12 protein-coding genes and 1 riboswitch are annotated in these 12843 nt (G+C 73.7%); of the genes, 6 read left to right on the top strand and 6 right to left on the bottom strand.

Annotated elements, in window-relative coordinates:
- Nucleotide 1 precedes the first annotated feature (1 nt).
- Nucleotides 2-202 carry a sulfur carrier protein ThiS gene (thiS, locus tag ABZ386_RS03875; RefSeq protein WP_355721481.1) on the bottom strand — a complete coding sequence of 67 codons (201 nt, stop codon included), beginning with the start codon at nt 200-202 and terminating at the stop codon, nt 2-4.
- Nucleotides 199-1368: a glycine oxidase ThiO gene (gene thiO / locus ABZ386_RS03880; protein WP_355721484.1), complete on the bottom strand. Its 1170-nt coding sequence runs from the start codon at nt 1366-1368 to the stop codon at nt 199-201. The genes thiS and thiO overlap by 4 nt, the downstream gene beginning before the upstream one ends.
- Nucleotides 1366-1477, bottom strand: a riboswitch (TPP riboswitch). It overlaps the preceding gene by 3 nt.
- Nucleotides 1478-1670: 193 nt before the next feature.
- On the opposite strand from thiO, the gene ABZ386_RS03885 reads away from it, so the two are divergent.
- The 5 genes from ABZ386_RS03885 (at nt 1671) to ABZ386_RS03905 (ending at nt 6328) form a co-directional block, all read left to right on the top strand.
- Nucleotides 1671-2912: an FAD-dependent oxidoreductase gene (locus ABZ386_RS03885; RefSeq protein WP_358963480.1), complete on the top strand. Its 1242-nt coding sequence runs from the start codon at nt 1671-1673 to the stop codon at nt 2910-2912.
- Nucleotides 2913-3002: 90 nt separating this feature from the next.
- On the top strand, nt 3003-3368 hold the full coding sequence (locus ABZ386_RS03890; protein WP_086855209.1) for an Rv2175c family DNA-binding protein: 366 nt from the start codon (nt 3003-3005) through the stop codon (nt 3366-3368).
- Between the two features lie 262 nt (nt 3369-3630).
- Complete coding sequence (gene thiE, locus ABZ386_RS03895; RefSeq protein WP_351331932.1) at nt 3631-4290, top strand: thiamine phosphate synthase; 660 nt, start codon at nt 3631-3633, stop codon at nt 4288-4290.
- Nucleotides 4291-4385: 95 nt separating this feature from the next.
- Nucleotides 4386-5309, top strand: a complete 924-nt coding sequence (metF, locus tag ABZ386_RS03900) for a methylenetetrahydrofolate reductase [NAD(P)H] (RefSeq protein ID WP_114251560.1) — start codon at nt 4386-4388, stop codon at nt 5307-5309.
- 56 nt (nt 5310-5365) lie between these two features.
- Nucleotides 5366-6328 (top strand): hypothetical protein, encoded by a 963-nt coding sequence (locus tag ABZ386_RS03905; RefSeq protein ID WP_355726659.1) that lies wholly within the window; start codon nt 5366-5368, stop codon nt 6326-6328.
- A 56-nt stretch (nt 6329-6384) separates the two neighbouring features.
- On the opposite strand, the gene ABZ386_RS03910 is transcribed toward ABZ386_RS03905, so the two are convergent.
- The 4 genes from ABZ386_RS03910 to ABZ386_RS03925 all read right to left on the bottom strand — a co-directional run bounded on the left by ABZ386_RS03910 (nt 6385) and on the right by ABZ386_RS03925 (nt 12009).
- Nucleotides 6385-7875 carry an NAD(P)/FAD-dependent oxidoreductase gene (locus tag ABZ386_RS03910; protein WP_358963483.1) on the bottom strand — a complete coding sequence of 497 codons (1491 nt, stop codon included), beginning with the start codon at nt 7873-7875 and terminating at the stop codon, nt 6385-6387.
- A gap of 648 nt (nt 7876-8523) precedes the next feature.
- The gene (locus ABZ386_RS03915) at nt 8524-9153 is read right to left on the bottom strand and encodes a TetR/AcrR family transcriptional regulator (RefSeq protein ID WP_355727349.1); all 630 of its coding nucleotides are present in this window, start codon (nt 9151-9153) and stop codon (nt 8524-8526) included.
- A gap of 47 nt (nt 9154-9200) precedes the next feature.
- The gene (locus tag ABZ386_RS03920) at nt 9201-11285 is read right to left on the bottom strand and encodes a YhgE/Pip domain-containing protein (RefSeq protein WP_358963485.1); all 2085 of its coding nucleotides are present in this window, start codon (nt 11283-11285) and stop codon (nt 9201-9203) included.
- Nucleotides 11257-12009, bottom strand: a complete 753-nt coding sequence (locus ABZ386_RS03925) for an ATP-binding cassette domain-containing protein (RefSeq protein WP_358963488.1) — start codon at nt 12007-12009, stop codon at nt 11257-11259. Before ABZ386_RS03925 ends, ABZ386_RS03920 begins: the two co-directional genes overlap by 29 nt.
- A gap of 166 nt (nt 12010-12175) precedes the next feature.
- Between ABZ386_RS03925 and ABZ386_RS03930 the strand changes: the two genes are divergently transcribed.
- A complete protein-coding gene (locus tag ABZ386_RS03930; protein WP_351331921.1) occupies nt 12176-12739 on the top strand; it encodes an SAV_6107 family HEPN domain-containing protein in 564 nt (187 codons plus the stop codon).
- The last annotated feature ends 104 nt before the right edge of the window (nt 12740-12843 follow it).

The raw sequence follows: 12843 nt of genomic DNA on the forward strand, positions 1-12843 counted from the left end.
GTCAGCCTCCTTGGACGGCGGTGAGGACTTCCACGCGGTCCCCCTCGGTCAGGGGTGTGGACGGCCACTGCGTGCGCGGGACGACGGTTTCGTTGAGGGCGGCGGCCACTCCCGAGGGTGAGGTGGTCAGCGACTTCACGACGGTGTCGAGAGCCGTGCCGGGCCGGACGTCCCGGGGCTCTCCGTTGACGGAGATGTTCATGCGGGCTGCTCCGTGAGTGCGGTGGCGGTACTGAAGCGCTTCGGCGTGAAGGGGCGGGCTTCCTCGGGGAGTTCGCCCGTCGCCAGGGCGTGCGCCAGGGCGTCGCCGGTGACCGGCGTGAGCAGGACGCCGTTGCGGTAGTGCCCGGTGGCCAGCAGCAGTCCGTCGAGGCCGGTCGGGCCGAGCAGCGGCGCGTTGTCGGGCGAGCCGGGGCGCAGTCCGGCCCGGGTCTCGGTGAGCGGCAGCTCGGTGATGCCCGGGACCAGCTCGTGGGCGTCGCGCAGCAGCTCGTAGACGCCGCCCGCGGTGACGGTGGTGTCCCAGCCCAGTTCCTCGCTGGTCGCCCCGATCACCAGCTCGCCGCTCTCGCGCGGCACCAGGTAGACGTGGCTGCCGCGCACGACCGCGCGCACGGTCCGGCTGAGGAACGGCCCGTGCCGCTCCGGCATGGTCAGCCGTACGACCTGCCCCTTCACCGGCCGCACGGGCGGCAGCACCTCCTCCGGGACGCCCGCGAGCCGCCCGCTCAGGCTGCCCCCGGCCAGCACGACCTGCCCGGCGCCCAGCTCGGTCCCGTCGGCGGTGACCACACCGGTGGCCCGGTCACCCGCGACGGTCAGCCGCTCGGCCCACGCGTGGTGGAAGACCACGCCCGCCCGCTCGCACGCGGCCACCAGCGCCCCGGCCAGCCGCCGCGGGTCGATCTGGTGGTCGCCGTCGACCCGCAGCCCGCCGCGCACGCCCGGCGCGAGCATCGGCTCCAGGCGGCGGCACTCCCGCCCCGACAGCCACTGCGAGTCCAGGCCCGACTGCTGCTGCAGGGCGTGCAGTTCGCGCAGGTGGGCCCGGTCGTCGGCGTCCAGCGCCACGGCGAGCGTGCCGCAGCGCCGGTAGCCGAGGTCGTGGCCGGTCAGCTCGGTGAGCTCGGCCGCGAAGTCCGGGTAGCGCCGGGCCGAGGCGAGGTTCAGGCCGAGCAGGGTCTGCTCGCCGTAGTGCAGTTCCGTGACGGCGGCCAGCATCCCGGCCGCGACCTGCGCGGCCCCGCCGCCCGGCTCGGGGTCCGCCACGGCCGTGGCGAACCCGCGCTGCGCGGCCCGCCACGCGGTGACCAGCCCGATGATCCCGCCCCCGACGACGAGGACGTCTGACGTGCGCGTACGCGACATGGGCGTCCAGCCCCTCCCTTCGCCGGCATGACCCGGATCAGGTTCGTACGGTCGGAGGCCGCCAGCCTCCCTCTCAGCCCGGTGCGTCCGGGCTCCCGCGAGTGCTCTACGTCGGCCAGCCTAGCCGGAGGCCGTGTGCCGCAGTAAGGGAGCCTCCGTCCCCGCCCGGGCGTGGCGGGGTCGTACCCGGGCCGTTCGCGGGTACCCGGAAAGGCAGGAACGGGCGGCGGGAGAGGCGCTGTGCAGCAGGTCACGGCGCATGAGCACTGACTGACGAAATGTCAGTTGTCTATGGTGATCAGGTGAGCGAGCAGACGCAGGAACCAGGTTCGTCCGCGCCGCGGCGCGTGGTCGTGGCGGGCGCGGGCATGGCCGGTGTGCAGACCGCCGTCGCCCTGCGCGAGCAGGGCTTCACCGGCACCGTGCTCCTGATCGGCGCAGAGCCCCACCAGCCGTACGACCGGCCCCCGTTGTCCAAGGCCGTCCTCCTCGGCAAGGCGGAGGGCTCCGCCTTCGACGTCGACTTCGAGGCCCTCGGCATCGAGCTGCGACTCGGCTGCGAGGTGCTCGGCCTGCGCCCGCAAGACCACGAGCTGGACACCGAGGACGGGCCCGTGCCGTACGACGTCCTGGTCGTCGCGACCGGCGCCGAACCCGTCCGGCTGCCCGGCGCGGAGGGCGTGCCCGGCGTGCATCTGCTGCGCACCCTGGACGACGCCGAGCGGCTGCGCCCGGTGCTGGCCCGCCGGCACGAGATCGTGGTCGTCGGCGCCGGCTGGATCGGCGCGGAGTTCGCCACGGCCGCGCGCGAGGCGGGCTGCGCGGTGACCGTCGTGGAGGCCGCCGAGCGGCCGCTCGCCGGGGCGCTGCCCGCCGAGGTCGCCGCCCCGATGGCCCGCTGGTACGCCGACGCGGGGGCCGTGCTGCGCACCCACGCGCGCGTGGCGGGCGTCGAGCCCGGCGCGGTGCTCCTCGACGACGGCTCCCGGCTGCCCGCCGGCGCGGTCGTCGTCGGCATCGGCGCCCGCCCGGCGACGGCCTGGCTGGCCGGCTCCGGGGTCGAGCTCGGCGCACACGGCGAGATCGTGGCCGACGAGCACCTGCGCACCTCCGCGCCGGACGTCTACGCGGTCGGCGACTGCGCCTCCTTCCCCTCGGGCCGCTACGGCGAGCGCCTGCTCGTGCACCACTGGGACAACGCCCTCCAGGGGCCGCGCACGGTCGCGGTGAACATCATCGGCCGGACCACCGGCGAGACCCCCGCGGTCTACGACCCGGTGCCGTACTTCTGGTCGGAGCAGTTCGGGCGGTTCGTGCAGTACGCCGGGCACCACGCGGCCGCCGACACCCTGCTGTGGCGGGGCGATCCGTCCGGCCCCGCCTGGACGGTCTGCTGGCTGCGCGGGGACCGGCTGGTGGCGCTGCTGGCCGTGGGCCGCCCCCGGGACCTGGCGCAGGGCCGCCGCCTGATCGAGGCGGGCACGCCGATGAACCCGGCGCTGCTCCAGGACCCGGCGAGACCCTTGAAAGCGGCCACGGCTTGAGGGCCTGGGGGCCCGGCCCGGCCCGGCGCGTCCGCCCAGGTGGACGGGGCTGACTTCCGACTGTCAGTGGGGGATGGCAGGCTGGTTTCCGTGACCGAGATTGACGCGAAGATCGATGCTCTCGTCCCCGCCTGGCTCACCCTCCCCGACATCGCCGAACAGCTCGGCGTCGAGGTGACGCGTGTGCGGCAGCTGGTCAAGGACGGCCAGCTCATCGCCGTACGCCGTGGTGAGAACCGCGCGCTGCACGTCCCCGCCGCCTTCATCGACGGGGACAAGGTCGTCAAGGGCCTGTCCGGCACCTTGACGCTCCTGCGGGACGACGGCTTCACGGACGAAGAGATGCTGGAGTGGCTCTTCACCCCCGACCCCAGCCTGCCCGGCACACCGGCGCAGGCGCTCAGCGAGAATCGCGGCACGGAGGTGAAGCGCCGCGCCCAGGCGCTCGCGGTCTGACCCGACCGCGACCGAACAACCGTCCGGCGCCGTGCGAGCGGGGCCGGGCCTGGACAACCGCCCGGTGTGGGCCGTGGCCCGTGGGGGTCACGGCCCAAGGGTGGGCCGCGCCCGTCCGAGGCCGTGAGCGCCCCGGCCGACCGGCCCGGGGTGGGCGTAGGGTGCCCGAGGTGTCGTGGCGGGACAGGGGCGCTCCCGCACCCGTACGGCACCGACGTACCCGCGGGCCCGCCCGCGCCACCGACACCCAGGGGGGACACGCATGTCCGGCACCGCCACCACCGCACGGGCCCAGCTCGCCGACGCCCGGGTCTACCTGTGCACCGACGCCCGCAAGCGGCAGGGCGACCTCGCGGAGTTCCTCGATGCCGTGCTGGCCGGCGGGGTCGACATCGTGCAGTTGCGGGACAAGGGCATGGAGGCCGCCGAGGAGCTGGAGCACCTGGCCGTCTTCGCCGACGCCTGCGCCCGGCACGGCAAGCTCCTCGCGGTCAACGACCGGGCGGACGTCGCCCACGCCGCCGGCTCCGACGTGCTGCATCTCGGCCAGGGCGACCTCCCGGTCCCCGCGGCCCGGGCGATCCTCGGCGAGGACGTCCTGATCGGCCGCTCCACCCACGCCGAGTCCGAGGCCGCCGCGGCCGCCGTCCAGGACGGCGTGGACTACTTCTGCACCGGGCCGTGCTGGCCGACCCCCACCAAGCCCGGCCGCCACGCCCCCGGCCTGGACCTCGTCCGGTCCACCGCGGCCCTTGGCACCGACCGGCCCTGGTTCGCCATCGGCGGCATCGACCTCGGCAACCTCGACCAGGTCCTGGAAGCCGGGGCCCGGCGCGTGGTCGTCGTACGGGCGATCACCGAGGCCGACGACCCGGGCGCGGCGGCATCCCAGTTCGCGAAACGGCTGCGCGAGACGGAGTGACGCCGGACTGTCCAAGGGGTGGACAGCAAGTAGACAAATAGGTCAAATATCCGCGTTCGGTTGGGAGAGCGACCGCCCCTGGCTAACCTGCCGGTATGGCCCTCGGCACCGCATCCATCAGATCGGACCACGCGCGCACCGTCCGCGACATGCTCGCGACCGGCAAGACGACGTACTCGTTCGAGTTCTACGCCCCCAAGACCCCGAAGGGCGAGCGGAACCTGTGGAACGCGCTGCGCCGGGTCGAGGCGGTGGCCCCCGACTTCGTCTCCGTGACCTACGGCGCCGGCGGCTCCACCCGCGCGGGCACGGTCAAGGCGACCGAGGCGATCGCCTCCGACACCACCCTCACGCCGATCGCCCACCTCACCGCCGTCGACCACTCGGTGGCCGACCTGCGCAACATCATCGGGCAGTACGCCGACGCCGGGATCCGCAACATGCTCGCCCTGCGCGGCGACCCGCCCGGCGACCCGATGGGCGAGTGGGTGCCGCACCCCCGGGGCCTGGCCTACGCCGCCGAACTCGTCGAGCTGATCAAGGCGTCCGGCGACTTCTGCGTGGGCGTCGCCGCCTTCCCGGCGATGCACCCGCGCTCCACCGACTGGGACACCGACGTCCGCCACTTCGTCGACAAGTGCCGCGCCGGCGCGGACTACGCCATCACGCAGATGTTCTTCCACCCGGAGGACTACCTCCGGCTGCGCGACCGGGTCTCGGCCGCCGGCTGCGACACCCCGATCATCCCCGAGGTCATGCCGATCGCCAGCGTGAAGACGCTGGAGCGGATCGGGTCCCTCACCAACGCCGCGTTCCCGGCCGCCCTGAAAGAGCGGATCCTCACAGCAAAAGACGATCCGGCCGCTGTACGCTCCATTGGGATCGAATTCGCCACGGAGTTCTGTGCGCGGCTGCTCGCCGAGGGCGTGCCCGGCTTGCACTTCATCACGCTCAACAACTCCACCGCGACACTGGAAATCTACGAGAACCTGGGCCTGCACCACCCGGCGCAGGCCTAGACCGTTCGCACCGGTATACGACACACTGCGTAGCGGCCACTGGGAGAGGGGCGTACATGGGCTGGGCGGTCCTCTACATCGCGTTCGGCGTCGTCGCGCTGTGGCTGCTGGGCGAGGTGCTGCTGCAGTACAAGGCGCGGCTGCGCTGGCGACTGCTCGCCTTCGTCGGCTTCCTCGGTGTCGTGGTCGGTGTCCTGATCCCGTCGGTCGTCGTGATCGGGCTGGGCGCGGCCGCCTTCGCGGTCGGCCAGACATACGTCACCCTGTCGTTCCGCAGCGGCTTCGCGTCCGGCTGGGCGATGAACGCCCCGATGCTGGGCGGCAGCAAGCGCCGCCGCGGTGAGCGCGGCCGCCAGGAGCCGACCCTGGAGGTCTCCGGCCTGGAGGCGGCCGACGGCGGCTACGGCGACGAGGGCGCCGACCACGGCCGCGACAGCGTCGCCTACGGCCAGGGCGACGACTACGACGGCGACGACTACGACCGCGACGACGTCTTCACGCCGTCGCGGCCGGTCCGGCCGGCTGACGCCGAGACCACCGCCGTCTACGAGCCGCAGCCCGTGCCGGACGACACCGGCTCCTACGGCGTCTACGGCGACACCGGGTACCACGGCCAGTCCCACGACCAGCCCCACGACCAGTACGCCGCGCAGGCCACCGACCAGTCCTACGCCTACGACTACTCGGGCTACGGCCAGCAGCAGGGCTACGACGCCACCGGCCAGCAGCAGTACGCCGCCTACTCCGACCCCTACATCGGCTCGTCGACCTACGGCTCGGGCGAGTACGACAGTGGCTACGGCGACCAGCAGTACTACGGCCAGCAGCAGGGCTACGCGCAGGACCAGTACGCCGGCACCTACGGCGGCGAGACCCCGCCCGGCGGCGTCTGGGTCCCGCAGCAGCGCAACACCGACGAGTACGGGCAGGAACTGCCGCCGGAGCAGCCGTACCCGTACCAGAGCGGCGGGCAGCAGCAGACGCACGGGAACGGCTTCGACGAGCAGTACCGTTTCTGAAGCCTCTGGTTGTGCGGCCGAGGCCGGTTACCGCGAGGCCCGTCACGGCGAGGCCGTCACTGTGAGCCCCGGAAGTCCGGTCCCTCCACGATCAGTCCCGCGACGAGCGCGCCCGACATGCCCGCGTGCGGCAGTCCGCCGCCGGGGTGGGCCCAGCCGCCGACCGCGAACAGGCCGGGCATCCGAGTGTTGTTGGACGGGTGCAGCAGGCGCCCGCCGACCGCCGCCAGCGCCGGTACGGGCACCGACCCGTCCTCCGCGCCCGTCGCGTCCGCGATGTCGGCCGGGGTGCGCACCTCGTGCCAGAGGAGGCGGTCGCGCAGGTCGGGGACGGCCTGTTCGGCGACCGTGATCATGCGTGCGGCGAGGTCGTCGCAGGACCGGTCGGGCCGCGCGGGCACCACCGCCGTGAGGGTGACCGCCTCGTGGTCCTCCGGGGCCGACCCCGGGTCGTCGGGCCGCAGGACCGTCACCGTCGGATGCCCGGGCTGCGCCGCCGCACCGAACAGGGCGTCCAACTCGGCCTCGCGGTCCCGGGCATGGACCACCGTGCGGTGGGCCGTGCCCTCGGGGCGGCCGCCGCGCAGGGCGAGCAGGACCGTCAGCCGGCCGGCCGCCGTCCGCTGCGCGGGCACCTCGCCGTCGCCCCGCACCGCATAGCCCGCCGTGAGCCGGTCCAGCACGCCGGGCGCGACTCCGGCCACCACGAAGTCGGCCTCCGCGACCGTCCCGCCCGCGAGTTCCACCCCCGAGGCCCGGCCGTCCTTCTCCAGCACGCCGGTGACCTCGGCGCCGAAACGGAACTCGACCTTCCGGGCCAGGCATCGCTCGTACACCGCGCGCGCCAGCTCGCGCATGCCCCCGCGCACGTACCAGGTGCCGAAGGCGTGCTCCATGTACGGCAGTACGGCCGCGCTCGCCGGGGTGACCCGGGGGTCCAGGCCCTGCGCGAGGGCGTACCCCTCGAGCAGCGCGGCGAGCCGGGGGTCGCGCAGCTCCCAGGCGCCGACCTCGGCCAGCGTGCCCGCCCGGCGGGTGCGCAGCAGTCGCTTGTGGGGCACCGCCGGATAGGGCTCGCGCTCCGCCAGCACCTGCCAGTTCGGCCAGAGCGGCTCCTCCAGGAGGGGCCGGCGGGTCCGGTCCCAGGCCTCGCGGGCCCGGACCAGGAAGTCGCCCCAGCGCTTCCCCGCGCCCGAGCCGAGGGCCTCGTCCAAGGCGGCGACGACGCCCGCGCGCGAGGCGTTGGGCAGGGACACCCGCGTGCCGTCCGCGAACACGTGCCGGGACGACGGGTCCACCTGGACCAGCTCGACGCACGCCTCCAGCGGTTCCCTGCCGGTCTTGACGAACAGGTCGCGGTAGACGGCGGGCAGCGGGAGCAGGCCGGGGCCCGTGTCGAAGGAGAACCCGTCCCGCTCGAAGCGGCGCAGCGCCCCGCCGTACGTGTCCGTCCGCTCGTACACCGCCACCCGGTGGCCCGCGACGGCCAGCCGGGCGGCGGCCGACAGCGCGCCCATCCCGGCGCCGATCACCGCAATCCGTGCCATGCCAGGGACTTTATCCGCCCCCACCGACAGCCCTCGCCGGCCACCGTCCGAGTACGGGCGCGGAGGCGATCGTGACCAGTGGCCCGGGGAGCGCTCTGGGGCCGGGTGCGCAGCACTGAGTATTCGTACCTAGTGGGGGAGTTGAGTACGCGCGCGGATGGGGGCCGACCTGCGAAAACGAGAGAGTGGAGACACGGAGAGGGGCACGGCTCCGGCACCGGCGACACGGGGCGCCGGAACGGGGCCGGCCCACGATCCGCTCCTTCCGCCGACGGTGTCGGCGGGAGCGAGGCACGGGGGAGAACCGGGGGACGACCGCAACGGGGGTCCTGCGGGGGGACGTACGGGGGAGCAGGAAAACGGGGGAGCACGGAAGGCGCCGGTTCGAGGTGGCCCGCGGGGGATGCGGCCACGTCGGACCGGCGCTTTCACGTCTGCATCGGCCGCGCCGGCATCGGCTGCGCCTGGCATGGGCCGCGCGGGCGTGGGCTGCGCCTGGCATGGGCCGCGCGGGCGTGGGCTGCGCCTGGCATGGGCCGCGCAGGCATCGGCCGGGCAGGCATGGGCTGCGCCTGGCATCGGCCGCGCTCGCACCGACCGCGCAGGCATGGGCTGCGCTCGCACCGGCCGACGGCACCAGCCGCGCTGTCAGCGGCAGCCGCTCACTCGCCCCTGAAGCAACCGGGACAGCGCCGCGTGGACGTCGTCCAGGGAACGCTCCGGCTGGAAGGACTTCCAGTCGAGCGCGGCCACCAGGACCATGCCGACCAGCGCGGACGCCGTCAGCGAGATGTCGATCTCCGCGCTGAACTCACCGCCCGCCACGCCGTCGCGCAGCACACCCTCCACGACCGCCACGGCCTGCTGCCGGACCACCATCAGCGTGGACTGCCAGGCCCGGTTGGTGCGCCACAGCTCGGCCACGTACAGCTGGGTGAAGGCCGGGTAGCGGTCGATGAAGACCAGCCCGGCGCGGATCATCGCGTCCAGGGCGTCGACCTTGCCGCCGCCCTCCCGGGCGGTCCGCTCGGCCGCTTCCCGGAGGGAGGCGGTGAGGAGCCCCACCCCGTGCCGCAGCAGTTCCTCGAAGAGGACGGACTTGCTCGCGAAGTTGTAGTAGACGGTGCCCTTCGCGACTCCGGCACGCTCGGCGATCTCGTCCACGGTCGTGGCGGAGAACCCCTGCTCGGCGATGAGCGTGACGGCCGCCTCGTAGAGCTTCTGCCGGGTGGCCTCGCGGCGCGTGCTGCCGCCCGACGCGGCACTGCTGCTTTCCATGGCCCTGATTGTCACAGGAACCTTTCCGGGAGACGTGACGGAAGGACTCACAGGCTCAGCTCCGGATGCAGCCGGTCCAGCGTCCACACCTGGCGCCGGCGGGCCGCCACGGCGGTCAGCGCGAGGGCACCGGCGGTGAACGCCGTCAGCACCACGCACGCGTGCCACACCGGTTCGAGACCACCGCCCGTGATGAGCCTGCGCAGGGCCTCCACGACGTAGCTCATCGGCAGGAAGGGGTGCAGGGCGTTGAAGAAGCCGGGGCTGGTCTGCACGGGGTACGTGCCGCCCGCCGAGGTCAGCTGGAGCATCAGCAGGGCGAGGACGAGGATCCGGCCCGCCGCCCCGAAGCGCGCGTTCAGCCACTGCACGATCGCCGCGAAGCACGCCGTCACCAGGAACAGGAAGCCGACCGTCCCGGCCGCCCGGGCCATCTCCAGGCCGATCGCCCAGTGCAGCACCGACATCAGCGCCGTCGTCTGCAGCACCCCGATCGCCACCACCGGCAGCCAGCCCGCCAGCGCGATCCGCCAGGCGGAGGCGCCCGCGGCGAGCGCCCGCCGGTTCATCGGCGCGATCAGCATGTACGCCACCATCGCGCCCACCCACAGGGACAGCGGGATGAAGTACGGCGCGAAGCCGGTGCCGTAGTTGGGGGCCTTGTGCAGGTCGTGGGAGGCGAGCCGGACCGGGTCGGCCATGACCTCCGTGCGCCGGTCGCGGTCCTGCTCGTCGTAGTCGGGGATCTTCTCCGCCCCGTCGTGCAGACCGCCGGCGAGCTTCCCGGAGCCGCCGACGAGCTTGTAGATGCCGCCGTTGAGATCGTCGGCGCCCGTCTTCAGCTCGCCGACGCCCTTGTCCAGGTCGACGGCGCCCGTCCTGGCCGTGCCGATGCCCTGGTGCAGCTTCTTCGCCCCGGCGGCGACCTCGGCCGCCCCGTCGTTCAGCTTGTTGATCTTCTTGACGGCGTCATCGAGGTCCTCGGAGAGGTGCGGCGCGCGGTCGGCGAGGGCCTGGGACTGCTTCTGCAGGGTGGCGAGGTTCTTGTCGAGCTTCGCCAGGTCGCCGTCCTGGTCCGCGATCAGCGTGTTGAGGTCGTCCGCGATGAGGGTGACGTCGGCGGCCGCGTCCTTGGCCTTCTTCAGGTCGGCGCAGGCGGCGTCGGGCAGGACGGGATCCGTGCAGCGCCTGGCGTAGACGTCGCTCAGCGTGCCGGACGCGGCGCGGGCGCCCTTGGCGGCGGTCGGGGCCGTCTTCACCAGGGTGTCCAGGTGCTTGCGGATCACGCCGGAGGAGTCGGCGACGAGCCGGGCCGTGTCGCCGATGGTCTTCTCGTTGTCCTTGAGGAACGGGCCCACCTTCCCGGCGGTCCGGTTGACCTTGTCGGCGAGCGCCCGCGTGCCGTCGGCGACCCGCTTCGAGCCGTCCTCCAGGTCGCCCGCGCCCGTGTGGAGCTTCTTCAGGCCCTTGGCCAGCTTCCCGCTGCCGCCCTTGGCGTCCTTCAGGCCGTCGGCGAGGTCCTTGGAGCCCTTCTCGGCCTTGCCGATGCCGCCCTTGAGCTGGTCGGCGCCCTTCGCCGCCTTCACCGTCCGGCCGTGGATGTCGGAGAACGAGACGAAGATCCGGTCCAGGAAGGACCGCGAGGTCTTCGTGGACGCGGCCTGCCGCACCTCGCCGAACACCGTCCGGGAGATCTGGCCGACGATGTAGTTGTTCGCGTCGTTGGTACGCACCTGGAGGGCGCCGGTCTCCGGGGAGTTCCCGGAACTGGAGGCGATCCGCTCGCTGAAGTCGGCGGGCATGGTGAGCGACAGGTAGTAGCTGCCGTCCTCGACGCCCCTGCGGGCCTCGGCGGCGCTCACCTCGCGCCAGTCGAAGGTCTTGCTGTCGCGCAGGCCCTTGGTGATGTCGTCGCCGGCGGTGATCCTCCTCCCGTCGGCGGTGGCCCCCTTGTCGTCGTTCACGAGCGCCACGGGGATCCGGTCCAGCCGGCCGTACGGGTCCCAGAACGACCACAGGTACAGCGCGCCGTACAGCAGCGGCAGCACCAGCAGCGCGACCAGCGCGGCGCGCGGCAGCTTCCCCCGGCCGAAGCGGCGGAGCTCAAGCGCGGCCAGTCTCGGCGAGCGCATCGGCCTTCTCCTCTCCCTGGTCGGGGTTCTCGTGAGTGGACACCCGGAGGGCGCCCTCCGGGGCCTCGCTGCACACCGCCAGGACCGTCGTCCCGGCGTCGGCGAGGGACCTGAGGAGGCCCCAGGCCTCCGCCCGCTCGCCGTCCGAGAGCTTGAGGTCGGTGTCGTCGACGCCGAGCAGCCGGGGCCGGCCGACGAGGGCCAGGGCGACCGACAGCCGCAAGGCCTCCAGGCGCTCCAGATCGCGGACGGCGGTACGCGGACCCTTGGGCAGCGCCTCCAGGTCGAGACCGGCGGCGGCGAGCGCCGCGTCGGTGCGCTGTCCGGCCTCGGCCGCCCGCTCGCTCCGGGGCCGCAGCAGCCCGCGCAGGGAGTCACCGAAGCGCCGCTGGAGCAGCGCCCGTTCCCGCAGGTGCTCCCCGACGGTCAGGGCCGGATCGAGGTCGGTGACCCCCGGGACGTGCGCCAGGGCACTGACCCGGCGCACCGCCGACAGCTGCTTGGGCAGCCGGGCGTCGCCCACCACCGCCGTGCCCTCCGTGACCTTCATCCGCCCCGTCAGCGCGAGCAGCAGGCACGTCCGGCCGGACCCGGACGGGCCCTCGACCGCGATGAGCGACCCCGGCTCGGCGTCGACGGAGATCCCGCGGACCGCCCATCCCCTCGGCCCCTTGATCCCCAGGCCTTCGGCGGCGATCCGCACCCCTGCCGTCCCTTCCCCCACGAGTCTCCCCTGAATTTGAACTGACTGGTCAGTGCAAAAACTACTCCGAACCTACGATCGAGGCAAAACCGCAGGTCAGAACGGATTGTCAGTGCCATACCTCACGATGGGTCACATACGGCACTCCTGACGGACGTGCCGTCACACAGACGACAGGAGGTTCGTCATGGCCAGCTACCACGCAGCAGCCGCCCGCCGGCGCCGTGCCACCGGCCCTGCCCCCTCACTGACCGGCCCGGCGAGCGACGTGCACCCCGTCCTGCGCCGGGCCACGGCCCCGCCCGCCGCCCTCGACCTGCTCGCCCAGGCCCGCGCCGGACTGGACGAGGCCGACGCCCTGGAAACCCCGAACGAGCGCTACGCGACCGCCCACCTCGCCGCCCTGCGCACGGCCGCCGCCGTGCTCGCCGCCCGGGGGCGGCCGGAGACCTCGCCCCGGGCCCGGGCCAAGATCCGGAGCGCCTGGGAAGTGCTCCCCGAGATCGCGCCCGAACTGACCGAGTGGAGCGCGCTGTTCGCCTCCGGCGCCCGGCGCCGCGCCCGCGCGGAGGCAGGCATCCAGGGCGCGGCCACCGGCCGGGACGCCGACGACCTCATACGGGACGTGGCGATGTTCCTCCGGCTCGTCGAGCGCATGCTCGTCCTCCAGCCCGTCCTCCCGCAGCCGCGCCCCGACCAGGAGCGGCCGGAGGACCCCGGGCCGGGGAGGGACATGCCGGACGCGGGCTGACCGGCCGGGCACGGTCATGGCACCTGCCGGCTGGTGGCTAGAGCACCTGACCGGCTGGTCATGGTTACGGCACCGGGTCATGCCGGCCGCCGCGCCCGAGGCAA

It is taken from the genome of Streptomyces sp. NPDC006140 (genome assembly GCF_040628815.1).
Lineage (GTDB): Bacteria > Actinomycetota > Actinomycetes > Streptomycetales > Streptomycetaceae > Streptomyces.

What these genes read in the sequence shown, in the direction of transcription:
- thiS (WP_355721481.1), bottom strand. Translation starts at nt 202, where the DNA reads ATGAACATCTCCGTCAACGGAGAGCCCCGGGACGTCCGGCCCGGCACG.
- thiO (WP_355721484.1), bottom strand. Translation starts at nt 1,368, where the DNA reads ATGTCGCGTACGCGCACGTCAGACGTCCTCGTCGTCGGGGGCGGGATC.
- thiE (WP_351331932.1), top strand. Translation starts at nt 3,631, where the DNA reads ATGTCCGGCACCGCCACCACCGCACGGGCCCAGCTCGCCGACGCCCGG.
- metF (WP_114251560.1), top strand. Translation starts at nt 4,386, where the DNA reads ATGGCCCTCGGCACCGCATCCATCAGATCGGACCACGCGCGCACCGTC.
- ABZ386_RS03905 (WP_355726659.1), top strand. Translation starts at nt 5,366, where the DNA reads ATGGGCTGGGCGGTCCTCTACATCGCGTTCGGCGTCGTCGCGCTGTGG.
- ABZ386_RS03910 (WP_358963483.1), bottom strand. Translation starts at nt 7,875, where the DNA reads ATGGCACGGATTGCGGTGATCGGCGCCGGGATGGGCGCGCTGTCGGCC.
- ABZ386_RS03915 (WP_355727349.1), bottom strand. Translation starts at nt 9,153, where the DNA reads ATGGAAAGCAGCAGTGCCGCGTCGGGCGGCAGCACGCGCCGCGAGGCC.
- ABZ386_RS03920 (WP_358963485.1), bottom strand. Translation starts at nt 11,285, where the DNA reads ATGCGCTCGCCGAGACTGGCCGCGCTTGAGCTCCGCCGCTTCGGCCGG.
- ABZ386_RS03930 (WP_351331921.1), top strand. Translation starts at nt 12,176, where the DNA reads ATGGCCAGCTACCACGCAGCAGCCGCCCGCCGGCGCCGTGCCACCGGC.